15 protein-coding genes are annotated in these 25,798 nt (G+C 58.5%); 1 reads left to right on the top strand and 14 read right to left on the bottom strand.

Features of this window, described 5'->3' with window-relative positions; genetic code table 11:
* Window positions 1–108: 108 nt before the first annotated feature.
* From B8V81_RS02770 to fabZ, 11 genes are all read right to left on the bottom strand, one after another.
* Entirely contained in the window at window positions 109–711 is a 603-nt protein-coding gene (locus tag B8V81_RS02770) for a hypothetical protein (protein ID WP_146000448.1), read from the bottom strand.
* A 135-nt stretch (window positions 712–846) separates the two neighbouring features.
* Window positions 847–3,384 (bottom strand): hypothetical protein, encoded by a 2,538-nt coding sequence (locus tag B8V81_RS02765; protein ID WP_127464413.1) that lies wholly within the window; start codon window positions 3,382–3,384, stop codon window positions 847–849.
* 147 nt (window positions 3,385–3,531) lie between these two features.
* Window positions 3,532–6,282, bottom strand: coding sequence for an S-layer homology domain-containing protein (locus B8V81_RS02760; protein ID WP_180968360.1), 2,751 nt, complete (start codon window positions 6,280–6,282; stop codon window positions 3,532–3,534).
* Window positions 6,283–7,235: 953 nt separating this feature from the next.
* On the bottom strand, window positions 7,236–7,685 hold the full coding sequence (locus B8V81_RS24675; RefSeq protein WP_127464414.1) for a hypothetical protein: 450 nt from the start codon (window positions 7,683–7,685) through the stop codon (window positions 7,236–7,238).
* Between the two features lie 917 nt (window positions 7,686–8,602).
* On the bottom strand, window positions 8,603–12,685 hold the full coding sequence (locus B8V81_RS02755) for an S-layer homology domain-containing protein (RefSeq protein WP_127464415.1): 4,083 nt from the start codon (window positions 12,683–12,685) through the stop codon (window positions 8,603–8,605).
* A 168-nt stretch (window positions 12,686–12,853) separates the two neighbouring features.
* A complete protein-coding gene (locus B8V81_RS02750) occupies window positions 12,854–13,975 on the bottom strand; it encodes a glycosyltransferase family 4 protein (RefSeq protein WP_043111319.1) in 1,122 nt (373 codons plus the stop codon).
* A gap of 114 nt (window positions 13,976–14,089) precedes the next feature.
* On the bottom strand, window positions 14,090–14,884 hold the full coding sequence (locus tag B8V81_RS02745) for a WecB/TagA/CpsF family glycosyltransferase (RefSeq protein WP_052333272.1): 795 nt from the start codon (window positions 14,882–14,884) through the stop codon (window positions 14,090–14,092).
* A 140-nt stretch (window positions 14,885–15,024) separates the two neighbouring features.
* Window positions 15,025–16,179, bottom strand: coding sequence for a polysaccharide pyruvyl transferase CsaB (gene csaB, locus B8V81_RS02740; protein WP_043111318.1), 1,155 nt, complete (start codon window positions 16,177–16,179; stop codon window positions 15,025–15,027).
* On the bottom strand, window positions 16,172–18,316 hold the full coding sequence (locus tag B8V81_RS02735) for a DUF5693 family protein (RefSeq protein ID WP_028598986.1): 2,145 nt from the start codon (window positions 18,314–18,316) through the stop codon (window positions 16,172–16,174). Before B8V81_RS02735 ends, csaB begins: the two co-directional genes overlap by 8 nt.
* Before the next feature lie 124 nt (window positions 18,317–18,440).
* Complete coding sequence (locus B8V81_RS02730) at window positions 18,441–20,150, bottom strand: phospho-sugar mutase (RefSeq protein ID WP_028598985.1); 1,710 nt, start codon at window positions 20,148–20,150, stop codon at window positions 18,441–18,443.
* Between the two features lie 100 nt (window positions 20,151–20,250).
* Window positions 20,251–20,682 (bottom strand): 3-hydroxyacyl-ACP dehydratase FabZ, encoded by a 432-nt coding sequence (gene fabZ, locus B8V81_RS02725; protein ID WP_028598984.1) that lies wholly within the window; start codon window positions 20,680–20,682, stop codon window positions 20,251–20,253.
* Between the two features lie 359 nt (window positions 20,683–21,041).
* On the opposite strand from fabZ, the gene B8V81_RS02720 reads away from it, so the two are divergent.
* On the top strand, window positions 21,042–23,207 hold the full coding sequence (locus tag B8V81_RS02720; RefSeq protein WP_043111317.1) for an Ig-like domain-containing protein: 2,166 nt from the start codon (window positions 21,042–21,044) through the stop codon (window positions 23,205–23,207).
* 197 nt (window positions 23,208–23,404) lie between these two features.
* On the opposite strand, the gene B8V81_RS02715 is transcribed toward B8V81_RS02720, so the two are convergent.
* From B8V81_RS02715 to B8V81_RS02705, 3 genes are all read right to left on the bottom strand, one after another.
* On the bottom strand, window positions 23,405–23,725 hold the full coding sequence (locus B8V81_RS02715) for a DNA-directed RNA polymerase subunit beta (RefSeq protein ID WP_164820128.1): 321 nt from the start codon (window positions 23,723–23,725) through the stop codon (window positions 23,405–23,407).
* Window positions 23,726–23,789: 64 nt separating this feature from the next.
* Window positions 23,790–24,641: a flagellar hook-basal body protein gene (locus tag B8V81_RS02710; protein ID WP_028598983.1), complete on the bottom strand. Its 852-nt coding sequence runs from the start codon at window positions 24,639–24,641 to the stop codon at window positions 23,790–23,792.
* A 14-nt stretch (window positions 24,642–24,655) separates the two neighbouring features.
* Complete coding sequence (locus B8V81_RS02705) at window positions 24,656–25,516, bottom strand: flagellar hook-basal body protein (protein WP_101807628.1); 861 nt, start codon at window positions 25,514–25,516, stop codon at window positions 24,656–24,658.
* Window positions 25,517–25,798: the final 282 nt, after the last annotated feature.

The following is a 25,798-nucleotide window of genomic DNA, read 5'->3' as shown; positions in this document are numbered from 1 at the left end:
CAAGCACCTCCAAAGGATTGGGATAGATAAGGATGTGCTAGTAGCTTGCCGCCGCGCCGCGTCCGCTACGCGTATAACCTGTTGCCACTTCGGGAAAAATATCCCCGCTTACTTCTCGATCGTCTTGATCTCATAAGCCCCGCGCACCATGACGGTCAGGCCGACTTTCATGCCGTCCGCCGAGCCTACGCCCCTCCCGCCCCGAGGAAACAGGATCAGATGGTTTTGCGGCACGCTCGAGCCGGACTTGATGTCGATGCCCGCCGTGACGTCGGCGATGCCGTTGCTGTCCGGGCTATAGGCAACCGCCTTGCCGCCCCGCACGACGACCTCCGTACCGTCGGCAGCGATCAGCGTTTTGCCCAGCGGCACGTTGATGACCTTGACGCCGCCTTCGTCGGAGCTTCCTCCGCCTGCGCCCGGCGCCGCCGTCGGAGCCGAGGACGGCGCCTGCGACGGTGACGGCGACGGCGTGCTGGTCGGAGCTGTCGCTCCTCCCTTAAGCGCTTCGGCGATCTTTTGATCGACATAGCTCTTGGTGACGACCGGATCGTCCGCCGTGCCCGGCACAGTGCCGACCGAGGCGGAGGTGCTCGAAGAGGCGGCAAAGGCCTCTCCGTTCCACGTCTTGAGAATGGCTTGCCACTGGGTACCGACTCCAATCGCTGCGGCCAATGCGAGCGCTGCTGTTGCCTGTGTTCTTCTTTTCAATGTAATCTCCTCCTAAACCAGACTCCGCCAATATCCCGACTCTACTAAAAGGCTGTCGAATTGTCTATGAGCCCGATGGAATCAAGCAGAAAAGCCGCGCGCTCAGGCACGGCTTTTTCGGCTTCGCTCAAATCATTAATTGTTGATCAAGAACCAGTTCATTTCCTGGGAAGCAATCAGAATCGACGATCCCTGGAAAACATCATAAATATTAAGCTTGAATTTGCTATTGGTGCGGACTTTGTTTTGAATCTCCGGATCATTGAACAATATTTTGAGAGGAATGTCCGTACCCTCTTTCAGTACTTCGTCTTGGGACCCTTCCAAAGCCGCAGCAAGGTCAAACGTTTTGGAATAAGTGAGCTGATTGGTGTCCTGATTGACAAATTCGACTTTGATTTTATGCGTTCCGGCGATGGCCTCATAAGTTGCATCTCGTCCGAGCGAGTAGACGGTCTCCAGTTTAAGTCCGGCGACGTTGTACATATCTTTGACATCATAGAAAGCACTCGTCTTAGCCAGCGACAATCCGAAGCCGCCAACTTTCAGTTCTTTTACTTGATCCGCCACACTCTCGTTCGTCTGTCCGAGCTGGAACGAAACCGGCTTGACCAGAAGCGGAGAGGTGACCGAGCCTGCGTTCGTGCCCGTTCCCGAACCTCCATTCTCCCCTGCAGGTGGAGCGGCGGGCTCCGTACCGATCGCCTGTCCGATGACAAGCTTGTAATCGCTAGCGTCAAAGGCGCGCGGAAGGGCAGACCATGCGGAGACGAGTGCCTTGCCTCCCGAACTAATCCGCTCTTTGACTTCGGCGTACTGGACCGGTACGATCAAGCCGTTTTTATCGACCAGGTACCCGCCCAGCTTGGCGATCGCGGTTGCTCGCGGTTCCTGATTGATTCCCTCGAACTCCGCATAGAAGGTTTGAGTGCCTACGCCTTTATAAACGGCATTGCGTTTAAGCTTGATCGTCGCTTTTTGCCCGCTTCCAGAGATGACGTAGTCCGTGAGATTGCCGATAACCGGGATCTCCGACAGTTGCTGTCCCGTAAATTGATACAGCATCTTGCCTGGCTTGTCCGCGGCTGATTCCGTAGCGACAAAGGCGATTTGACTGATGGACGTACTGTACGGAATATCTGCGGCCACGACAGCCTCGTAGCTGGATCCGGGAGCGAGTACAAGCGTAGAATCCAGACCGATCGCTTTCTGCTCGGTTCCGATCTTGACGCCGTTGACCATAAAGTAGCCTCCGAGGGCTGGAATCTGCTTCGCAACCTTGCTGTTGTTCGTAATGGCGATGCCAGCGACCAGCTTGTCCTGCTCGACTCCGGAAGTTCGAGTCACGGTTTTCAATTGGATGCTGTAATCCTTATAGCTGAACGCAGTTCCCAGTCCGCCTTCCAAGGAGGCGGCTTCGACGGCATAGGAGGCAATGACATACGACTTTTCTTTATCCGTCGCCAACGATTTCATGACCAGCTCGGCGCCAGTCAGACTTGCTTCCGCAGGCAGCGTCCCCGTCAGCGCCAACGACTTGCCGATCCCTGGCAGCAGGCTCGCGTTTTCTTCTTTGGCATAAGTCAAAGCATAGCTCTTGCCGTTGCCAGTCACAAGATAGAAATCGAAGGCCCCCGCTGCGACTGCAGTCGATCCCGTGTTGGTGAGCGAAAACTCAAGCGACACGGACTGTCCCTCGGCATCTTGGCTGATGATGGCGTTTCCGGCTTTCGTCGTGACCGGCTGTCCCTCTAAATAGATGCTCCGAGGCTGACCCGCAGTCGAAGCGGACTGCACTTTCAACGCCGGCAATTGAAAGACGCCTGTCGGGAGCTTGAGCTTTGTCGCCTCGTCATTGAAGGAAGGAACGAGAGTCAGCGGCTTTGCGACGACAGCTAAAGGAAGCGTCGAACGAAGCGTAATGATTTTCCTCTCTCTCGGCTGGATCGTCATCGTTTCCAGGCTGGGAGATGAAACGTTATAGACCGAAAGGCTTTCCGTCTGAATGTTGAACGTCAGCTTGGATAAGTCAATCACTTGTTGTCCTACATTCTCAAGCAAGTAATTGACGGTGACATAGCCATTGTCCTTGTCTTTGGATATGTAGGCTTGCTTGACCGCTCCTTTGAGCTTGCCGCTGCCGTATAGCATGACGCCTGGCTGAAAGGCTGCGATCCTGTCGGTGCCTTGGGAAGGATATGAAATCGTGCCCAGTCTTTTTTCATAGTTGGAGGAAGAGAAATCCCACTTGATGATGTCAAAGGATAGATCCGTAAGCTTGGTCGCTGAATCGACGACCGCATAATAAGTCATATATTGCGTACTGTTGGCAGGAACGGATGTCTTCTCCTTGTCTCCTTCAACGACCGTAGCCTTGAAAGACTTGCCTGACTTGGATTTTACACGAATCCAGTAATCCAGCAGATCCATAGATTTCGAGCTTTTATTCGTGATCACGACCGTATAGGCTAACACTTTACCCTTGTCCTGCATGAGGAAATGGGCGTCCCTTATGCTCAGCGAGCCTCCCGTCAAGCCAACTGCTTGTCCCGACAGCGTAACGCTCTTCGCTGCATAGGCTACTTGCATTCCGCTTTCCGCTATCGTACCGCCCAGCAGCAAGCCTGCTGCAGTCAATGCGGTCAATCCGCTTTTCATCCAGTTATGCTTCACGTCGTCATACCCTCCTGAATCCATATAGCATTTAGACGCAGAGAGAGTCTCCTTTGTTTCTGTTATTTACCGCTTGCTCCAACTTTTGTGCAACAAAAAAAGAGCAAGCAGGGAATCCTGCTTGCTCTTTGGGGATGAGGCCTTAGATTAGCCGATTTCAACCGTGATCGTACCGGACACGTTGTTGCTCGTCGTGTACGTGATAACAGCCGTTCCTTTTTTACCAGCGACTGGGGACAGGTTGCCAGCTTGATCAACCGTTACCAGCGAAGGCGTCGAGGAGGAGAAGTATCCGATTGGGCTGATCGCGATGCCATATTGGTCTTTAACCGTAGCCGTGATTTTGTTGCCGTTTTGCTTCAGCGTTACTTCTTTAGCCACTGGAGCATCTTCGGAAACAGTCACTTCTTGCGTTGCTACAGCTGTGTTGCCCACATATGCAGTAACCGTCGATTTACCCGCTTTTTGACCTGTAAGTGCAAAGTCAGACTCAACTTTCAGCACAGTAGGCTCGGAGCTGGTTACGAAGTCAGCAGAAGCTTTAGCCAGTGCGACTGCTTCGCCGGAAGCCGTTTTACCCGACAGTTTGATCGTCTTGGAGTAAGCTCCAGCCGTCTTAGCTGCAAATGCTGCACCGATCGAATCGATCGAGAAGGATTTGACGTCAGCGGAATCAACAACCGTTACCGTGAAGGTGTATACTTCAGCGGATCCAGAAGAGATCGTCACTTTTGCCGAACCGGATTTGCCGTTAGCGGCTTTCAGTTCGCCTGTTGCTTTGTTGTAGCTCAGCAGGTTCGCTTCGGATTGTTCGGAGAGGACAACATCATAGGCTGCTTCTGCAGCTGTTGCCGTCTTCGTACGTCCATAGTTATCAACCAGTACGATGTTATCGCCTTTCAGCGTAACCGTAGCATTGTCTTCCAGCGTCGTTACGACATCTTTAATGCCGTTTACGCCTACGACATTAGAAGCTTTTTGAACCGTCACGCCAAGCGTAGAAGGTACGGAGGTAGCGACTTTGCCACGAGCAACCAGGTAGGAGTAGCCATCTTTCGTGAACTTCAGGACGAGCTCGCCCTTAGCGTTCACCTTAGGGTATCCTTCAGCAATGTTTGCACCGGAGATGTCGATTTGGTCCGTGCTCAGAGCCGTACCTTTAACTTCTTGACCGAAGATATCGGTAGCTACGAACGGGAAGACCACTTCTTCACCGGCTACGACCAGCGAGCTTGGTGCACCCAGTTGAATATCTTTCACAACCGAGTTGCCTGCAACGGTGATAACGATGGACTTAGCAAGACCGGCGCTCGGGTTGCTAACCGTCAGCGTCGTGGAGCCGGCAGCTTTAGCTGTGAATTTCAGAACGCCTTTGCTGTCCACGGTAATTTTCTCAACAACACGGTTGTCGCTGTTGTAGAAGATCAGACCGTCTTTTTCTTTCCAGCTCGTGTACGTATCAGCTGCAACGCCGGCTTTAAAGTCGATATCGCCAGCCGTGAGCGTCAGCGCTTGACCGCTTGCATCTTTCAGAGTCAGCGGAACGATAAGACCCGTTTCGCCAGCGGAGATACGAGCTTTGCCAGCCAGCGGCTGAACTTCGCCCAGTTCCAGGACAGTGGCCGTCGAGCCCGTTACGACCGGAATGGTTTTGTTCGTGCTAAGACCCGTAGCTGGGACAAATGCCGTCACGAGGACTTTATCGCCAGAAGCAGCTCCAGCCGTCTTAAGGTTGACCTTGCCGCCTGTAACCGTAAGAGCAGCATTCGTCTTCGTCGTGTTTACAGCCGTGATGTAAGTGCTAGTCGTAGCCGTTACATCCTCTTTGAACTGGTTGTAGACTTTAACGCCGAGATCGACATTGTCAGCCAGTTGAAGAGCAGGGGACGTTACTTCGATCGAGGAAGTTACGCTTGCAGCAACTTTAACCGCGAACGGAGCGTCCGTGCCTTTTACCGTCAGCGTGTAGTCGCCTACCGGCAGATATACAGCGGACAGAACAACGGATTTGTTGTCGTCAGCGTATTTAGCCGTCACAGGGAACGTGGACAGGTTGGATTTCAGCGTGTAGCCGCCATCCAGATACGTTTTTTCCGTAGCCGTCAGCGCGCGGTTGAATTTAACCGTGATTGCTTTGGCGCCGGATTGAGCCGCTTCCGTTGCTTTAACAGCTTGAAGCGTAACTTTAACATCGTAGGATTTGCCGTTGTAGGAAACGGAAACCGTCGTTTCTTTGCCAACTTCCAGTGGAGTCGTCAGCGCGTGCTTCACGACTTGGTTGTCGGAGAAAGTAACCTCGATGTTCGTAGCGTCGACAGCAACAGCGGACTTGACGGATACAGCTGCATCCGAAAGGTCGTAGATTGCTTCAACGACTTGACCGCGAGTAGCGGCTACTTTGTAAGAAGCGGCGGAATCGATCAGGCCGGCTTCGATAGCAGCTGCTACGTAGCCTTTTGCCCAAGCGCTTACCGCGCCGGAAACAGCTGCGTCCGCTTTAGGCGTCAGGCCTGCTGCGATAACGAGCGTTTTGGCTACTTGCTCAACCGTCAGGGACTGGGAAGGTCCGAACAGGTTGTTGCCAAGGCCGTTCAGGTAGCCAGCTTTCGTGCCAGCGCCGATGAAGCCTTTCGCCCAGTGAGTTGCTGCTACGTCCTTGTAATTGGCTGCAGCGGCGTCTTCCGTCAGGCCGTTGAGCAGAACGAGGACTTTGGAGAACTCAGCGCGCGTGATGTTCTTCGTCAGGCCGGCCGTTCCGTCCGGATAGCCCGTCAGGATGCCCGCTTGCTTCAGAGCGTCGAATTTCTGTTGTGGGGACAGTTCAGCCGCGAAAGCGGAGCTTGCGAATACGGAAGTTACGAGTGCGCCAGTAACGACCAGGGATAAACTTTTCTTCATAACCTTTTTGTCTCCTCCTCTAACTTGCTTAAGTATGTGAGAGTGTTTGGTAGAACTATGAGTGCTCTTTGTACTCATCTGTTGTGTCACCCCCTTCCCAGAGTGTGGGAGCAGTATAATATAGAAAAATGTCTGCTTCATGCTGTAGACACGTGTGAAAACATGTCGCAGAAACTCGTAAAATCAAGTAGAAAATAATGGAAGCCTGTCAAACCACTAAACCATTATACAATGGGCTAGTAGAGGCAGTAAAGAGGGAGATGAGAATATGTTCCATTTCCATCGGAGTTACCGGAGCAAAAGGAATTGATGTTCCGGACGGGCTTCCCTGCCATCTTTGGATTCCGTTCTGTGCGACTCCATGTACTTAAACGCAGGGCGTTTCGAAAAGTTGCGAGCCGTCGGAACTTTTTTTTCTTTTTCTTGCCTGTTGTTTTGCTATGTATTGCCTTGATGCGTACTTCTTGGCTGCATTCCTAGTATAACTTGGTTAACCTGGCTCCGTCGACTCGAAACTTTTTCCATCCCTCGGAATCTGTCGAAGATTGGCCTCATACTTCTTACCATCTAGTTTAGCCTGAAAATATCCTTTGACTTCTTTGAATTAGCCCCTTTTACATCTGTCGGTAACGAAATCATTTAAATTTAGATTCTTAAATAACGCCATGTGCGTTGAGCGCTTACATGAATTAAAGATTTCTAAACTCGACTACTCAACATGCCTCAAGTCAATCTAAACCCATTTGAGGAGTCGGTTGAATGCAGCCAAATCTCATCTTGAGAATCAAAAAAGGTTTGATAGAGTGAATTAACTAAAACTCACAATACCAAGCGAGAAGGTGGCCTCATTCTAAAAAAGTCGCCAACTGATCTGTTACTTTACGTCTATTCACAATTTAGGCTCCTCTGGGTTAGCTAAAGCTAACCCAGAGGAGCCTAAATTGATTTTTCATCTAATTAATAGATAACCATGTCAGATATTCCTGCGTACTCGAATAATCATTAGGCGAATGGCCTTTAACGTTCCAATAAATAGTGTATCCCGGCGGCAGTCCTGTAACACTCATTGTATCTATATTTCCAGCTCCATTATCTAGAGGAGAAACTGGAGTATTGTTTGGACTATAGATTCTAAAATCAAAATCAAAATTCTTACTTGGGGTACCGTCACCGTTTCCATTTGCTAGAAAGACAGTCAAATTAACTGGGCTACCGGTATAGTTAAACCATTGAAACCAGTCCTCGTCACCATAACTAGTAATTTTCCCAGAGAAAAATTGATTAGGAGGAAGGAAATGAGCACTGTAACCATCATCGGCGAAACCTGGAGTTGCAGAAGCACTTCCAGCAAAAGATAAAGTGGCCAACCCAACTGATAGTGCTAGCAGTTTTAGTTTTTTCACAATAACCTCCTGAATTGATTTAATATTAGCCCCCATCCTTTGGATGGAATAATGCGATCCTTCTTCCATTCAAAAGGATATGGTTTATACAAAATTACATTATTTATATTTATATGTGAATAAGCCCCATTTACCATTCTTGATCTCTGTTATGATTCAGAATTCCCAAGTATCGCAAAGGAACCAGCGGGAACTTTGTATTTTCATGAAGAAATATGAGATGTTACCATTTTCGCATTCATCAAAATTTTAACTTATCAATCCAATGACTTTCGACCATCCAAAAAACCTAGATAGTTTATCGATTAACCCAAAGGTTTACCTATGCCAACAAGGAGCTGAACTCGTACCTGAGAGCTTTCAACCGTTCTTTGAATTTCGTCATCACCTTGTCCGATGGCGTCGTTCGTTTTCCCGGTTCGGATTCATGTCCGAGAATGGTCCAGCGGGTGAAGATAGGTGTTCGCTAAAAGCGTTACGGTGTGCCTCGTTAGTTTATTGTGCTGCCAAGCACACAAAAAGCAAGAGAAACTACTATTCTCGCAGCTTCTCTTGCTTTTTGTATGCCATTAGAACAAAACTTGATTTCATTCACAATCTAGTAATTCCAATCCATTTAAGGTAACTCTGAGTACTCGAGAAACCATTTGTTGTATGCCCTCTTACCCTCCAATAAACAGTTTCACTTGGTGCGAGATTGCTCAAATACATAACATAATCATTTCCTGCACCATGATCGTCTGCCTGTATGAGAGTATTATTGGGATGAAATATTTTAGAATCAAAATCATAATTTTTATTTGACTTCCCATCTCCAGATTCAGGAACCAAATAGATTGCCACATTCACAAGATGTATAAAAAAAGCAAATGAGCTTGTCTTATTTACGACTCTCCGCTCATTTGCTTGTATTTAATCTAATTGATTTTCGGCAGTCGTTTCAGGCCGACCAGCACTTTTCCGAGAATGATGCCCGAGTCGGAGCGAAGCAGGTTCGATTTCGGTTCGAACACATACCCGTTCTTCGGATTGGTGCTGTCTACCGGAGAGCCTTGAATATAGCCCTTTTGGTAGATCGCAAGGACCGAGGCGCGGGCGTAATAGTCGATGCCGCTGTAGTCCTTGAACGCTTTCTGCAATGCCTTCTCGATCTTGGCCGGATCGGTCTCCAGCTTGAGCTTGAGGGCCCTGGCCAGGATGACGGCCGCATCCTCGCGGGTCAGGTTGCTCGTCGGCTCGAACGTCTTCGGCGCCTTGCCGCGGATATAGCCTTCGTTGAACGCCGTCTCAATGTAGCGGTAATCCCACAGCGCGGTGCTCTCGACGCCGACGTCGTTGAACAGCCGCTTGGAAGGATCGGTATTGTAATTGAGCTGTACGCCGAGCGCCTTGACCATCATCGTGGCGAATTCGCCGCGCGACGTATACAGGCTGGCGCCGAACTCATCGAGCCCCGCCGCATTCATGAAGCCTTTGGCATACATTGCCTCCAGGTAGTTGCGCGCATAAGGATGCGACGTGATGTCCAGGTAGGAATACTTCAGCTGTCCGACGACGTAATAGCCGAATTCCTTGAACGGTACGGTCACGGTGTTTTTCTTCGTGTCGACAACGCCGCCCAGGTTGACCCATTCCGGCTTTTTCGGATCGAAGTGGAACACGGTGATGAACGTGCCGTTGGCATCGACGATATTGGCGTCATACGACAACGTCAGGCTGCCTTCTTTGGACGTCACCAGCTCGCGGTTGATCGGACGATCCACATACGAAGGCAAGTCCGCCGTCGGATACTGGTACGGATCGATGCCGTAGGTGAGCGGGTCGTTGACGCTGTCCGTCTGCGGGTCATCCGCCATGCCGGCGTCGATCCAGAATACCTTGCCCGCCTTGTTAAAGTTGGTGGAGAACGTATTCTCGAACATATTGCCGAGGCTCTCGAGAATCAGGTCGAAGTTGGCCGGCGGCACTTCGAACTCATGCCGGTCGACGACGCCGTCGGTCGGGTTGGCGATGCCGAACAGCAGGCGATGGCCGGTGAACACCTGGTTCTTGAGCTTCTCCGGCACGTTGTAGTCGCGGCGGATAAGCGTCGTCGATTTCGGGAAGGTCAGCTGCAGCTCGCCTTCAAACATTTTGTGCGAGCTCTTCATTTCTTCCATGAAGCCAGCGCCAGGAATATTCGTCGGCGCGTAAGTGACGGTAACGGTGCCGTTGATCGAGTCGTTCTCGTTGGCGATCGTAAACTTCAGGTCGTTTTTGCCCGACTTAAGCCCGCTGATGACGACGCGGTAAGCGGTCGTGTAGTCGATCGTGCCGTCGTTGTCCGCGTCATAGGCGATCTTCTCCGCGTTCAGCTTGTTGACCGTGACCGTCTTGGCGCTAGGCGCGTCGATGATGACCTCGACGAAGTTCTGGTTGACGATGCGCTTGCTGTTCAGAGGGCGCAGAATTTTATACGGCAGCGCCGTCGGATCGACCTCGAGGCGGTAGCTGGCGCGCGCGCCGGCTTCGCCGTTGTTGTAGACGTAGAAGTTGTAGACGCTGGACGTGCCGTCCTTGCTCAGGTACTGGTTGGACAGCACCCAAGAGAATGTCTGCGTCTTGAGGTCGTACGTGACGACGAGCTTCGGCACGCGCTCGCCTTGTTTCGGAATCTCCGGGATGGTATTGCCGGTGTTGATCGTTCCAACCGTCTGCTGATCCTTAGGCAGACCTGTATCAATGACGCGAAGCTCCCTAGCCAGCGTCCAGACGATCGGGCTGCTCATGTTGCTGCCTTCGATCTTCAAGATGAATTTGCTCTTATCGATCGTGCTGCCTGTTCCATTAAGCGCATTTGTCGCATCGGACAAACTCGTTCCAAGATCGATGAAATCAAACGTGCCGTGAAGGTTCATATACGGTTCCTTCGTCGTGAACACGCTGCCCGATTTCGGGAAGTTCGGATCATTGGCCAGCGGAGCCGGCAGGTCGCTGCTGTACGGATAGATGCTGTCGGCCTCGACCGGAATGACCGGGAGGTTGACTTGGTTCAGGAAAATAGTAATCGAGTTCTCATAATTGTTCTTGCTTCCCTTGTAGACGAATTTCAGATTGAAGGCGCCGGCGGACTTCATGATCTCCTTGGCCGCCGCGATCCCGTTTGCTGTCGCCTGGAACGAGTTGACCGCCCCATTCTGCTGGATCTCGATCGGGGCATTGTTGATATAGAAAAACATCGTCTGCGGCTTGCCGCCAGCCGGAGCATAGCGAATGTCCGTCAGATCGTTCAGGTTGGTCAGCGTGGCAGCAAAGTTCTTGAGCGTCGTGGAAACGATCGTATCGAGCTGTGTTAATTTGGTCGAATCGTAGTCGATCTTCATCGTATCATAGATGCTGTCGTACTTGAGGAACGGTCCGAACAGCATGTTGAACGTGACCGAGCCGGTTGCGCTGGCGTCGTGCTTGAACGTGACCGTCTGCGTTCCTTCATAGGGAAGCTTCGTAAAGACAAGAATCTTGCGTACGAACGTTTTGTTAACGCCGTTGACGGTCTTGGTTACCGTCGTCGAATAGGTCTGTGTCGTATCGATCGGTTGAACTGCGCCTGTCAACTCATAGTCCGTCGTGTTGCCGTTGATATCTGTGATCTTGGATACCGTCAATGGAAGCGTCGTGTCTGACGTGTTGCCGATCAGCACCTCGACCGCCAGCGGCGTGTCGTAGATATTCACGCCCGAGAGCGGCTTGCTCTCATTGTTGCGGTCCTGTGTCGTTTTATAGTTCGGAATGTAGTTGATCTCGCTGATGAACGGAGCCAAGGAGTCGCGCAGCGTGAACTTGAGGTTGTACACGCCCTGAGACTCGCCTGCGACCGTATTCAGCGCTTCCAGCGAGAGGTAGTAGGCGCGGTCATAGCTGAAGCTGGATAGAAGCTGGCTGAGCTTGATGTCGACCTTATAAATAAAGAAGGCATCCTCTGGACTGAAGCCGCCCGCGCTGACAGTCGGAATCGCATTGACCGGCGCGGCCGCCGTCCCATCCAGACGAGGCGTAATTTGAATCGGCTGCGTCGGGTCCGGATTCGGCACCGTCACGCCGTTCACGACTTTTTTGTTGTTCGGCACAATGACCGTACCCGTCACGCTGAGGTCGGCTGGCGAATTTGCTTTGCTCGTCCCGAAATCAGGCGAGTATTCCAGCGCCGCGCTGTTCGTAATCGTCGTGCCGTTCAGCTCGTTGAGGTTCAGGTCATAGAACGTCACCTCGCCGTTGTAGAACGCGATCTCGCGCGTCGTTTCCACGGTCTGGTTGTTGTTCGTCACCTTGATCGTGACGAGGTTCTTGCCTTTTTTGACCGTCAAAGGCGAGAGCGTGAATTCGTAGTTGTTTGTCGCGGAGACATTGTAGCTGCGGCTCGAGCCGTTCACCTCGATCGTCACCTTTTGCGCATTGGGCGCGTTGCCGGTGATGGCGATGTCGGCCGAAGTCCGGCCGCGCGAAGCTCCGGAGGAGACGACCGTCGTCGCGTTCTCTTTCATCGGGAACGTGCTGCCGTCCAGGCGAGCGGCCAGGTTGTAGAACACCGGGCCGTCATGGTACATGATGTAGATGGAGGTCGACACCTCAGCGCCGCCCTGCAGGCCCTTGAACGTAATCCGGTTGAGGCCGGAGTATAGTTCAATGTTGTTCGCCGTCAGATTATAGCCGGTCAGGTAGATGCCGCCCTTGACGTTCTCCGTCTTGGAGCCGATCTGGTCGTCGGCGGGATCTTCTGTATTCTTGTTGTTCACAATTTGCAGGACGCTGTACGTGATGCTCGTCGGATCGATGTTGCTGACCGAGCCTTCCAGATTGACGCGGCCGTTCGTCGTCACCCGGGGATTGAGCGAACTGCTCGTCTCCTTCGGGAATGTGAAATAGCCGGTCGCGGCCGCATCAGCCGTCCGGGCAGGCAGTACCGGCAGCAGCTGGACCACGAGGGCCAGCATGAGGACCATGGCGCTGAATCGTTTGAACACGGGAAGCCTCCTCCATACTGTTGCATAGGAATTTGTGTACGTTATTTATCGGACCATGACTGGAAAATTGTTAGGAGCGCGCCGGATTTACGATAACTTCTATTATCATGAAGATAGTAAAAAGCCTGTCCCTCCGCGTGGAAGGACAGGCTTCGATTCTAATGAAGGCTATTTGCCGCGCTGCTGGTCGGGCTTGAGCCTCATGCGGGCCAGCAAGCTCAGCAGCGGCCGCTTGGACTTGTCGACGATGCCGATCAGCTCGGCGCCAATCTGCATGAAGAACACGAGCAGGCTGATGACGACGAACGTCACCCAGTTGGCTGCGTGAGATTGGACGAAAGTGGACTGCACGATCGCCGCGAAGCCAAAGAAGGCGGCCACCCCATAAATGATGAGGACGGTCTTGCGATGGCTGAAGCCGAGCTCGCGCAGACAGTGGTGCAGATGGCCCTTGTCGGGCGCGAAGATCGGCCGCTTGTTGACCCAGCGGCGGATGATGGCAAAGAACGTGTCTGCGATCGGCACGCCGATGATGAGCAGCGGCGTGATCAGGGAGACGACGGTGACCTGCTTGAAGCCGATCATCGACAGCGTCGCCAGCATGAAGCCGAGGAACAGCGAGCCGGAATCTCCCATGAAAATCTTGGCCGGATGGAAGTTGAATACCAGGAAGCCGAGGATGCCGCCGAGCAGCAGGCAGCTCATCAGGATGATCGGCTCGAAGCCGAGCACGAACGCCATGACGAGGATCGTCGTAATGGCGATGCCGGACACGCCTGCGGCGAGGCCGTCGAGGCCGTCGATCAGGTTGATCGCGTTGGTCACGCCGACGATCCAGAAGATCGTCAGCGGGATGCTGATCCAGCCCGAGATCTCCTGCATGCTTTGGCCGAACGGAATGTTGAGCAAGTCGATCTTGACGCCGAAGCCGAAGACGACGACGCTGGCGGCGACAAGCTGCAGCAGCAGCTTCACCTTGGCCGACAGCTCGAAGCGGTCGTCGAGCGCGCCGGTCAGCACGATGATCGTGCCGCCCGCCAGCATGGCTCGGATCAGGTTGCGGTCATACGCGCTCAGCAAGCCGTCCGGAATGAACGGCAGCACGATGAAGAACGAGCCGATAAACGCCAAGAAGATGGCGAGGCCGCCCAGACGCGGCATGATGCGAGTATGGACCTTGCGCGCATTCGGCTTGTCAATCGCGCCGACCTTGAAGGCGAAGCGCTTGACGAGCGGCGTCAGTCCTAGCGCCAGAACGAGCGCGACGGCAAATCCCGTTATATAAAGCATTGTGGCATTCACTCGAATTCAACTCCCCTTAAGTTCACCGGAATGAATTATAACTCGCATGAAAAAGAAACACCAACCCCAATATTCGGTCATTTCACAGCGAATATCGGTGAATTATCGAAGTTCGTAGGGTTTTGTCACCTTTTCCTTGTCCCGGATCACTTTTAAAGCGAATTGCGGCAAGACGAGCATTCTCCGGAACCGCGTCGGCTGCTGCAGCAGACGATAGAACCATTCGAGGCGCAGCTTTTGCATGAAGACGGGAGCCCGCTTGAGCCTCCCGGCGATGATGTCGAAGCTGCCGCCAACGCCCATGACGAGCGGAACGCCGAGCTCCTGCTTGTAGCGCGCGATCCACGGCTCCTGCGTCGTCGCCGAGCGGGCGACGAACAGCATGTCCGGACGGGCCGCCCGGATGCGTGCGATGACGTCGGGGTCTTCCTTTTCGCCGAAGAAGCCGTGATGGGTCCCGACGATGCGGGTGCCGGGGTACTTCTCCCCAAGCTTGGCCGCGGCCTCGTCGATGACCTCCTGCGTCGTGCCGAGCAGGTAGGCCGTCCAGCCCCGCTCTTCTCCCTCGAGGAAAAGACGGTGCATCAGATCGAAGCCCGGCACCCGCTCCCGCACGGGCTGGCCGACATGGCCGGCCGCCCAGACGACGCCCGCGCCGTCCGGCACGACGAGATCGGCCTCGCGGAGCATCCGGTGAAAGGCCGGATCCTCCAAGCCCATCATCACCATGATCGGATTGGCCGTCACGATCTGGGAAGGCCGCCCCGCCTCGATCCGGTTGGTCAGATACTCGACCGTCTCGTCCATCCCCATGCGGGAGAAAGGCACGCCGTAGATCGACACCTTCGGCACGAGCCGGCTCTCCAGCCACTCGGTCGCATCCGTAGCGTCCTCCATCGCTTCCGCGAGCCGGACCGCTTCCGGAGCGTCGGATTGAAGCGCCGCGCCGCTCGGCGGATCGGCATCCTCGGCCCCGGCAGCCGGGGACGCTGTTATTTTGTTGTTCGAGTCTATATTCGTCGACATGGGTCGAACCTTCACCTCTTCGCTTTTTGACGCAAATGGCGGACGATATGTTGCGCGGGCCAGGCCGCCTCGCGCTGCAGCCGGTCGATCAGCGGAGCCTTGTCGGCTCGCCAGGCGTCAGAGCCGTCCAGCAGCCGCTCGGCTGCATCCGCGAATGCAGAAGCGTCCATCGCCTCGGTCGTCGCAGCCGGGCGCTCCTGGAGCCTGGCGAGAAACTGGTCGATCTTCGGATCGTAGCTGATGCCGAGCATCGGCACCCGCTGGCCGGCGGCGTAGATGAGAGCATGCAGCCTCATGCCGACCAGCAGGTCGCAGCGGCTCACCTCGAGCAGCATCCGCTGCGGATCGTCGCCGGGCTCGGCAAGCTCGGCGCTGCTGCCCGGACCGAGCTCGCCGAGCCGCTCGATCGTCTCGAGCGAAGCCTCCGCATCCGCCGGCACATGGAAGGGCAGGAAGCGCAGACGAACCGGGCGGCGGCGCGCCAGCTCGCCAAGCGCCTCTGCGGCGCGGGCGAGGTCGGCGCCGTCCTTGCGCCAGCGGCGCAGGGAGATGCCGACCACAGGCGTGCGGTCGTCCGCCCCGCCGCTCGCCGCGTCCGCCGCGCCGGCTGGCAGCGGCAGCCCCATGACCGGATCCGGCACGATGCCGATCCGCTCGCGCGGGACGCCCATCCGGCCGAGCAGCTCGGCGGATTCGGCATCGCGCACGGATACATAGGCGCTGCGCGTCATGACATGGCGGATGAGGCCGTCCATGCGGCGGTTCAGCACGGGGCCGACGCCTTGGGCATAGATGAACGTCGGCTTGCCGAGCAGCTGCGCCAGCTTGAGGATGCCGGCATAATAAGGAATCGTCTTGCTGCCCGTTACGTCCTGCAGCAGGCTGCCCCCGCCGCTGATGAGCCCGTCGCATCCGGCGATCGTCCGCAGCAGCCCAGTCGGGCTCATGCGGCCGACGGCCTGCACGCCGTACATCGACTCGGTCGCGGCCGGGTCCCCCGACAGGACGACCGGCTCGATGCGGACGCCCTGCTCGCGTCCTTCTGCTTCAAGCGCGAGCAGAATCGACTTCAGCACCGCTTCGTCGCCGCTGTTGCGGAATCCGTAATAACCCGAAATGGCAATACGGAATGTCGGCGAGCCGCCTGCCTGCCGGATCTCAGCCATGAAGGGTGGCCTCCTTTCCGCGGCTGCGCAGCTTGCGGTACAGCGCTTCGCCGATCTGCCAGGCGGCGATCAGCGCCAGCCCGATGATCGCGCCGAGGCCGAGACCGAGCAGCACGCGGATGAGCGACATCGGCAGCGGCGTGTGGATGTGGGTGAACGTGCCGACCATCGACAGCTGGCCCATCGCTCCTACAACAAGCAATACCCAGGCCGCCCGATAGCGAAGCGCCAGGAACAGGCCGAGGAGCATGAGCGGGTGAGCGAGCAGGAATTCCTTGGTCCGCGGACGCACGCCGAACGTCGATTCCAGCAGATTGCGGAAGACGAGCTCGAAGCCCGGCGCCGTGCCGCCGTTGCCTGTCCGGGACAAGTAGTACAGGCCGACGATGCCGAGCACAGCCGCCGCCGCGATCCACAGAATGGTGATCTGCAGGCTGAGCAGGCGGCGCAGGCTCGTCCAGAAGCTGCCCCCGGTGAACAGGAACAGGTACGCCGCCGTCAGCGCCATCGGCGCCAGGGCCAGCAGGTTGACGCCCCGGAACTGCTGAAGGACAAGGCTGTACGTAATGTTGTTGAGCAGGCCGACGACGATCGGCACGGCAAGCAGCGAGATGAGCGTCGCCACGACGAACATGGCGAGCGCCATCGACAGCCTCCTGCCGGCGGAAAGGCCGTGGAACACCCAGCGGGTGCCCGGCTGGCTGAGGCCGCCGAGCATCGCGCTCCACGGCGACACTTGGAAGGTCGCCTCCGAGCCGGATGAGCTCCATTCGCCGCCTACCGGGCGACGAGGACCGTCCGTATGGGCGTAAATGCGATTGATGACCCACACCATCGCCAGCGTCGGAGCGGCGATCGCCGCTCCGAGCGCCAGGCCCTGTTCCATCAGCGAGCTGTTGAGCACGTACAGGCCGGCGCTTCCGACAAGGCCGAGCAGGAACACCGGAATGGTCAATCCGCCGAAGAACGCGCCTGCAAGCAGCGCGATCAAGCTGACGGCGCCAAGCGCCGACGCCCCTTTGAGCGCCTTGTGCCAGGACGGCTGGTCGCGCTCGAACGCCGTCGCCTGACCGGACGGGAAGCCGGAGCGGTCCAGCGTCTGCACCGCTCCGTCCTTGCCCCCGATCGAGGCATACAGATTGTCGAGCGGGTTGGTCACCATGCCCTTGTCCAGGTTGGCCGAGGGCGCGGCGTTCAGGTAGAACATCCGGATGTTGCGGTCCTTGGCCGCCAGCAGGAAGCGGTCCACGATGACATCGGGCTTGAGCGCAGCCGCATCCTTGTCGGACAACGAGTAGAGCCGCGCTACATTATAGTGCGTCTTATACGCAAGCGTATTCAGCCCTTCTTGGGGCTTTTTGAGATTTTCGATCGCGGACAGGCCGATGCCGTACTTGTTCAGCAGCTCGGCGAAGCCGTCGAGGCTGCGCAGGTTCGCCTGCTCCGCCGCGCCTTTGACGGCGTTGCCGTCGAACAGGATGCGCGTGACGCCGAGCTCCTTGAACCGGGCAAGCATGCCGTCGGCCTGCTGCTGGTCGTACGGAATCCGGTCGGACAGGCGCGGCAGCAGATGGAAGCCGGCCTGGGTGAGCCGATCCAGCGCCAGCGGATCGGGCTCCATCGTCTTGAGCACCGCGTCGGACAAAGGCGTCTCCAGCACGAGCCCCGCGAGGCCGTCGAACGACCAGGAGTCCACGCGGATGCCGGACGATTCGAAGCGGGCGCGGATGATCGGCTCGAGCGCCGCCTGCTCCGTTTCGCCTTCGAACAGCAGGTAGGTGAAGTTCCGATCGGCCGGAACCGGCTTGTTCTGCAGCAGCGCCGCTTCGGCCTCGCTGTACAAGCCGAGCCGTCCGGCCATCTCCAGCTCGTCGAGCCGGCTTTCGAATACGGACATCGTGCCGACGCCCGCGGCCTTGAGCTTTTCCAGCTCGGCGCTCATGAATTCCTCCGGCTTGGCCTGATAGGAGGCCACCAGCACCAGATCGGAATAATCGAATACGTACTCCACCGTATCGGCGGTCTTCTCCATCTGCCATCGGCTCGCTCCGATCGGCATCGACAGGGCGACGCATGCCAGCGCCAGCACCCACAGCACCTTGCGGGCTCCCCGATTCCATTGCTGCCATTTCAACACTTGTCCACTCGCTCCCTTGACTGCATGTTCCTCTATGGCGCGCAGGGCGGGGCGTCTCTCGCTCCCGCCCTGCGGCTGTTCGATCTATATCGGCTGCATCTGCCCGGCTCGCGAGCCAGCCGCCTCAAGCCATCGCGTCGACGCGCTCCATGACGGAGGAGCGGAGCGCGTCCAGCGCCTCGCCCGCCGCTTGCTGCGACTCGCCGCGCACCGCGAAGTATACCTTGATCTTCGGCTCGGTGCCCGAAGGGCGGAGCGTGAACCAGGAGCCGTCCTCGAGCAGGTACTTGAGCACGTTCTCCTTGGGCAGGCCGTCCAGGCCGATGCTGTAGTCCAGCACCTCGGCGATCTTGACGCCGCCCGCTTCTGCCGGAGGCGCCGAACGGAAGCTGTCCATGATGGCGCCGATCTTCTGCACGCCGTCCAGTCCCTTGAGCGTACGCGACTCCAGCCCCTCCAGATAGGTGCCGTACTCGTCGTACAGCTCCAGCAGCACATCATACAGCGTCTTGCCCTGATGCTTGTAATAAGCGGCCGCCTCGGCGATCAGCATGGCGGCGACGACGGCGTCCTTGTCGCGGGCGTACATGCCGGTCAGGTAGCCGTAGCTTTCCTCATAGCCGAACAGGAATGCATGCGATCCGGTCCGTTCGAACTCGGTCATCTTTTCGCCGATGTATTTGAAGCCGGTCAGCGTATCGATGACGTCCGCTCCATGCGCCTTGGCGATGTCCGCGCCCATCTCGCTCGTCACGATCGTCTTGACGACGACGCCGTTCGCCGGCAGCTGGCCCCGCTCCTTGAGCTGGCTGAGCACGTAGTTCACGAGCAGCGCGCCGGACTGGTTGCCGGTGAGCACGACGTACTCGCCGCGATTGTTCTTGACGACCGCGCCGACGCGGTCGGCGTCCGGATCGGTGCCGATGATCAGGTCGGCATCCTGCTCCTGCGCCTGCCGGATCGCGAGCGTGAACGCCTCGCGCTCCTCCGGATTGGGGCTTTTGACGGTGCTGAAGTAGCCGTCCGGCTGCTCCTGCTCCTGGACGACGGACACGTTCGAGAGGCCGATCTCGGCCAGCGCCTCCCGCACCGGATGGTTGCCCGTGCCGTGCAGCGGCGTGAAGACGACCTTGAGATCGGAGCCAGCGCCGCGCTTCAGCAGATCGCGGTTCAGGCTCTGCGCCGCCACCGCCTCGATGAAGCGGCGGTCGTCGGCGGCGCCGAGCCAGACGAGCAGGCCCTTGGCCTCGGCCTCCTCGCGGCCGATCCGCTTGATCTCGGCGAAGCTGCCGACCCGGCCGATCGCCGCGATCGCCTGCTCGGCCTCATGCGGGACGAGCTGGCAGCCCTCGGGACCGTACGCCTTGTAGCCGTTGTACTCCGGCGGGTTATGGCTGGCCGTGATGACGATGCCGCCGCTCGCGCCAAGATCCCGCACCGCGAAGCTCAGCTGCGGCGTCGGCCGCAGCGAGGGGAACAGATACGTCTTGATGCCGTTGCCGGCCAGCACGAGCGCCGCGTCCAGCGTGAACTCCGGCGAGTTGTTGCGCGAGTCGTGGGCGATGACGACCGACGGAGAATCCGTCTGGGCAAGCAGCCATTGGGCCAGTCCCTGGGTCGCCTTGCCGACGGTGTAGGCGTTCAGCCGGTTCGTGCCGGCGCCCATGACGCCGCGCAGGCCGCCCGTGCCGAACTCGAGATCGCGGTAGAAGCGGTCGGTGATCTCCTTCTCGTCGCCGGCGATGCCGCGCAGCTCTTCCTTCGTCGCCTCGTCGATGAGCGGATCGCTCAGCCAGGCATGATAGCGTTCGGTCGCGATTGCGGTTACGGACATCCGTTGATCTCTCCCTTGTCTATGTATGGCGTCCGCGGGCGGAGTGTCCACCCGCTAAGACGATTTTCCTATCCGAATGGTTTTGCCGTCCTCGCCGGGATCAGCTCGGGTCCGTCAGCGCGAACATGATGCCGCCTTCGGCCACGACCTTGCCATCGACGCTGGCGGTCGCCTTGCCCTTGCCGACGATGCCCTTGAGCCGCGTGATCTCCACCTCGAGCCGCAGCGTGTCGCCCGGCGTCACCTGCCCGCGGAAGCGGAATTCGTCGATGCCCGCGAACATCGCGAGCTTGCCGCGGTTGGCCTCCAGCTTGAGGATCGCGACCGCGCCCACCTGGGCGAGCGCTTCGACGATGAGCACGCCCGGCATGACGGGGAAGCCCGGGAAGTGTCCGGCGAAGAACGGCTCGTTCATCGTCACGTTCTTGAGGCCGACGGCGCGTCTGCCCTCTTCTACCTCCAGGATGCGGTCGATCAGCAGGAAGGGCTGGCGATGCGGAATGATGTCCATGATTTCGTTGATATTCAGCAAGTTGTGGGTCTCCTCCCGGAGGAAATAGTATCGCCGGCCCGGCGGCCGCATCCGCATGGAACGCTCCGCTTCGGGCCAGACTAGAACTGTCCCCCGCGAGCCTGCAGGTCGCAGGGGTTGAGATAAGGGCAGGCCCGCGCCGGACGAACATCCGCGAAGGGCTTGTCCTTTTTGTCGATTCCGGAGGCTGTTCGGTCACCCTCGGGACCTAGCCATGCCCCCGTTATTATACCTCCCGGCGAATGAAAAAAAAACCGCCGCCCTTCCTATTTTCCAGCCTTTGCCTACATTTTCCGCATCGATATGCCGTTAACTAGTATATTCCGACGAAAATCCCGACTCAAAAGGAGTGTCTACCGTTGACCCGACACGCTACACCGCGCGGCCGCACGCTGCTGTCGCTGCTGCTGGCGGCCGTCCTGGCCCTCTCCCTGCTGGCCCCTGCGGCCCATGCCGAGGATGCCGTCACCTCCGTCTCGCTCGACGCCGGCTCCAGCCTGTCCCTGACCTACGGCGAGGACCCGTTCGCGCTCGTGCTGTGGGCTTCCTACTCCGGCTCCTCCGCTAAAAAAGACGTCACGTCCTCGGCCGTATGGACGACCTCGCTCTCCTCGGTCGTCAAAGTGAGCGGAGGCGTGCTGACGCCGGTCGCCTCCGGCAAGGCGACGATTACCGGCAAGTTCGGCGGCTACTCCGCCAGCGTGGCCGTCACGGTCGAATATCCGTACAGCAAGCTGCAGCTGCAGCGCGGCGGCGAGAATGCCCCGTCCAAGCTCGAGGCGGCCGTCGGCGACAAGCTTCAGCTCGATGTCCTCGGCGTCAAGAACGGCCTGACGACCGAGCTGACCGAGGACGCCGACTGGACGAGCTCCAGCGCCGCCGTCGCCACGGTCAAGGACGGCGAAATCGAGATCCTGTCCGCGGGCACGACGACGATCAAGGCCTCCTACCGCGGCGTATCCGCCTCGCTGACGCTGACGGCCGAATCGCCTTACAAGGCGATCGAGCTCTCCGAAACGTCGCTCGTCGAGCTCGAGACGGGAGGCAGCCCGGCCCGGCTGAGCGCGACCGCCCAGCCGAAGGACGGCGGAGCCAGCCTCGACGTCACGTCCAAGGCCGTCTGGAGCAGCTCCGCTCCGACGGTCGTGAAGGCCGAGAAGGACGGCGTCCTGACGCCGGTCGGTCCCGGCACGGCGACGATCTCCGTCTCCTTGCACGGCGTAACCGCGACGGTGCAGGCCGTCGTGCGCCAGCCGTATGAAGTGCTCAAGCTGTCTCCGTCCGCCGAGCTGCACCTGCTGCTCTCCGACTCGCCCGTGCAGCTGTCCGCCTCCATCCCGAGCGCGTCCGGCAGCGCCGAGGACGTGACGGCGCTCGCGGCATGGACGTCCTCCGACCTGTACGCGGCGACCGCGGACGGCGGACTCGTCACGCCGAAGGCGGCCGGATCCTCGACGATCAAGGCCGAATACAAGGGCGTCAGCCGCTCGCTCAAGGTGACGGTCTATCCGACCGCCGTCCGCATCAAGGCAGCAGAAGAGAAGCTGTCCGCGATCGTCGAGGAGACGCGCGAGCTGCCGTCCATCACCGCCGCCGGCCTCGACGACGCGGAGTTCAGCGTCACGAAGCTCGTCAAATGGACGTCCAGCGATTCCGATATCGTGGAGATCAAGGACGGCAAGTGGATCGCGCGCAAGAGCGGCAGCGCCGTGCTCAAGGCCGAGCTCGGCGACATGTCGGTCGAGCTGCCGTTCGAGGTGAATGCCAAGCCGCTCGCCCTGCTGTCCGAGACGAAGAACCTGTCGCTAGTCATCGGCAAGACGGTCGGGCTGCCGAAGCTCACCATCACCTACACGACGGGCGAGGAAGAGGATGTCACTGCCAAAGCCGTCTGGAAAGCTTCCGGCAGCAGCCTGCTCGTGCTGGAGGACTCGATGCGCGGCCTCGCCAGCGCCAAGACGACGCTGACCGCCTCCTACCTCGGCAAGACCGTCTCGTTCCCGGTAACGATCGAGGAGGAGATCGTCAAGCTGACGGTCGATCCGTCCTCGCTCACGCTCAATCCGAACCGCAGCAAGACGGTCAAGGTGACCGGCACGTACAAGAGCGGCTCTACCGTCTCCCTGGCGGCCAAAATGGACTGGAGCACGGACGCTTCGGCTGTCGCGAGCGTGCAGCGCGGCACGATCAAGGCGCTCAAGCTCGGCAGCGCCAAGCTGACGGGCACGTACCAAGGCAAGAGCGTCACCGTATCGCTGTCCGTCAAGCCGAAGCTCAAGAGCCTCGTGCTCTCCGAAAAAAGCCTCAAGCTTGCTCCGGGAGCTTCGGCTCAGCTGAAGCTGAAAGCCTTTTATGACAACGGAACGTATGAGGAAGTAACTGCAGCCTCCCTCTGGTCCTCGAGCCGTGAAAGCTCCGCAGCGGTCACGCAGGGCGGCACGGTGAGCGCCGTCGCCAAAGGCACGGCGACGATCAAAGCCGTCTTCGACGGCAAGTCGGTCACCGCGCGCGTTACGGTCAAATAAATCGGACTCCGAGGCGGCACTGCCGCTTCGATCCCATCCGCCCTTCGGGCCGCTTCACTAAAAAAGGGACGAAGCCGAGATGATCTCGGCTTCGTCCCTTTTCTCATGCCCGGCTGCTGCCGCCAGCGCCCTCGCGCACGGCTCCCCGGTTCCCGACGGATGTGCAAAAAACCGGCTCCGCGAAGGAACCGGTCCGGCTAGGAATCCGAGAAGATCAGGTCGTAAATATGCTTGTAGGTCGCGATGTCGAACGCATCCGACATGCTGCCTCCGCCTACGGTGACAAAGCCGAGGTAAAGACCGCCTACGAGCGCGCCGGCGAACAGCGCGAGCACGATCAGCTTGCGCGCGAACCACCAGGCGGTAAAACGGCTTTTCTTGCGCGGCTTGCCCGAGGACGCCGCGGCTTGCTTTTCCTTGGGGCGCGCCGCGCCGCCTGCGGATGCAGACGAGCTCTTCTCGCCTTCCCGCGGGGACGGCGCTCCGCCCATCGACGAAGCCTGAGTATCGTTGGTCATGATCATCATCCTTGACGGCGCGGCAGAGCCCCTCTCCCGCCCGTCATGCTGCAGGAGGAAAGGCTCAAGCGCGCATATTGTTGGCCAGTCCGGCCATCGTGTCGGCAGAGGTCAGCGCACGCGCGCTGAGCTGATAGGCCCGCTGCACGCTCAGCAGCTCGGTCATCTCCTCCACGAGGTCTACGTTGGACTGCTCGATGAAGCCTTGGCGCACGGCGACGGCGCCGCCCTCTCCCGCCTGGACGGGCGTCAGCACGTCGGCGGCATCGGTGCCTGCGGCGACGGCGAACAGGTTGTCGGCTGCGGCGACGAGCGATTCGGGACGCGTCGGCTGCACCAGCGACAGCTGTCCGAGGCGAGTCCGGCTGCCGTCGGCGCGAACGCCGTCGACGACGCCCTCCGGGCTGATCTGCAGCGATACGCCCTCCGGCACGACAATCGGGCCCTCGCGCAATACGACGCCGTTCGCCGTCTGCACGGGCACCTGACCCAGGACCGGATACCCGGTCGCTGTCGCGAGTATCGTATCACCCTGGCCGGTCACCGTCAACTGAAACGCCCCGCTGCGGGTGTAGCCGCGGCCGCCGGCATCATCGGACGCGACGACAAAAAGCGCGTTCCCTTCGAGGGCCAGATCGGTCGAAGTCCCCGTCTCCTTGAGGCTGCCCTGGGTCATGTCCGGCCCCATCTGGATGAAGCGCGCGCCCCAGCCCTGATTGTAGCCGAGCGGACCGACGCGGCCCTCGCGGCGGAATGCCTCCGGCTGCTGCTTCGCGTTCGTGAGCAGGTCCTGAAAGGTCGCTTCCTTGCGCTTGTAGCCGGCCGTATTGACGTTGGCCATATTTTCGGCGAGCAGGTCAAGCCGCTGCTGCAGCGCGCTCATCGACACCGTCGCATTGATGATGGAATTGTTCACCGGTCATCCCTCCTTTACACTCGGCCGATCTCGTTGGCGGCCTTTTCCAGGCTCTTGTCGTAGAATTGGATCACCTTTTGGTTGGCTTCGTAGGCGCGCATCGCGCCCATCAGATCGAGCATCGTCTGCGTCGGATCGACGTTCGAGCGCTCCGCATAGCCCTGCCGCACCTCGATGCCCGCTCCCGGCTGCGCCGGCGCGGCGCCGCCCTCGCCGTCAAGCCGCAGCTTGCCGTCGCCCTCGCGGACAAGATCGGCGACCCGATCGACCTGCGTGATAAGCAGCGCTTGGCCCGTCGGCGCTCCCGTCGCGTCGACGAAGCGGAAGCTGCCGTCCAGCTTCAGCGAGTCCAGGCTCGTGCCGGGCTCGAAGGCGATCGGCTGCCCTCCGGCCCCCAGCACCGGCGAGCCGTCGGAGGTCACGAGCGCGCCTTCTCCGGTCAGGTGGAACTCTCCGCCGCGCGTGTAGCGCGTCTGTTCCTGCTCATTCAGCACCGTGAAGTAAGCCTGCGGCCGATACGTCACCGTGCCGTCCTCGGCGACGGACTTGCCGGAAGCGTCGAACGTGACGCCCGGCACCTGGATTTCCGAGAGGATCGCGAAGTCGGACGGCTTGTCCGTCTTGTTGAGGTCGCCCTGGACCTGCAGCGCGATGCTTTCCTCGGCGAGCACGCCGGTGCTGAGCCGTCCGATCCGGCGGACCGGCTCGTCGTTCTTGCCGCTCATCGACAGCAGCATTTCGGGAAACGAGCGGTTCAGCGCATGGGAGGCTTTGTAGCCGGTCGTATTGAGGTTCGCGATGTTGGTCGTCGCCGTGTCATGGACGCGCTGCTGGGCGATCATGCCCGCCGCGGCGGTATATAAGCCTCTGATCATGGAGGAGCCTCCTTGAGGGTGTTCTGCTGTCGTCTATATCGGCATGCCGCCAGGACTTGTGAATAGGGCTGGATGCCCACTTGCCGGCATTCCGCCTGCGATGAGTCCCGGCAAGCGCTGGCGGAATAGTTCGGCAGCCCCGATGCGGACGCGCCAAAAAAGCCGCTGCTTCCGGCAGCGGCCAAGCGAGCGCCGGCCCCCGCCTAGGACACGGCGGGGGGCTAGCGGGCTCCCGACTATCAACCCGCCAAAATCAGGCGGGTTGGCGGGCTCCCGACTATC

Origin of the sequence: Paenibacillus pasadenensis (assembly GCF_002864175.1) — a bacterium.
Lineage (GTDB): Bacteria > Bacillota > Bacilli > Paenibacillales > Paenibacillaceae > Paenibacillus_O > Paenibacillus_O pasadenensis.
Note: the sequence above shows the minus strand (reverse complement) of the source record. Positions and strands in the feature narration are given on the sequence as shown.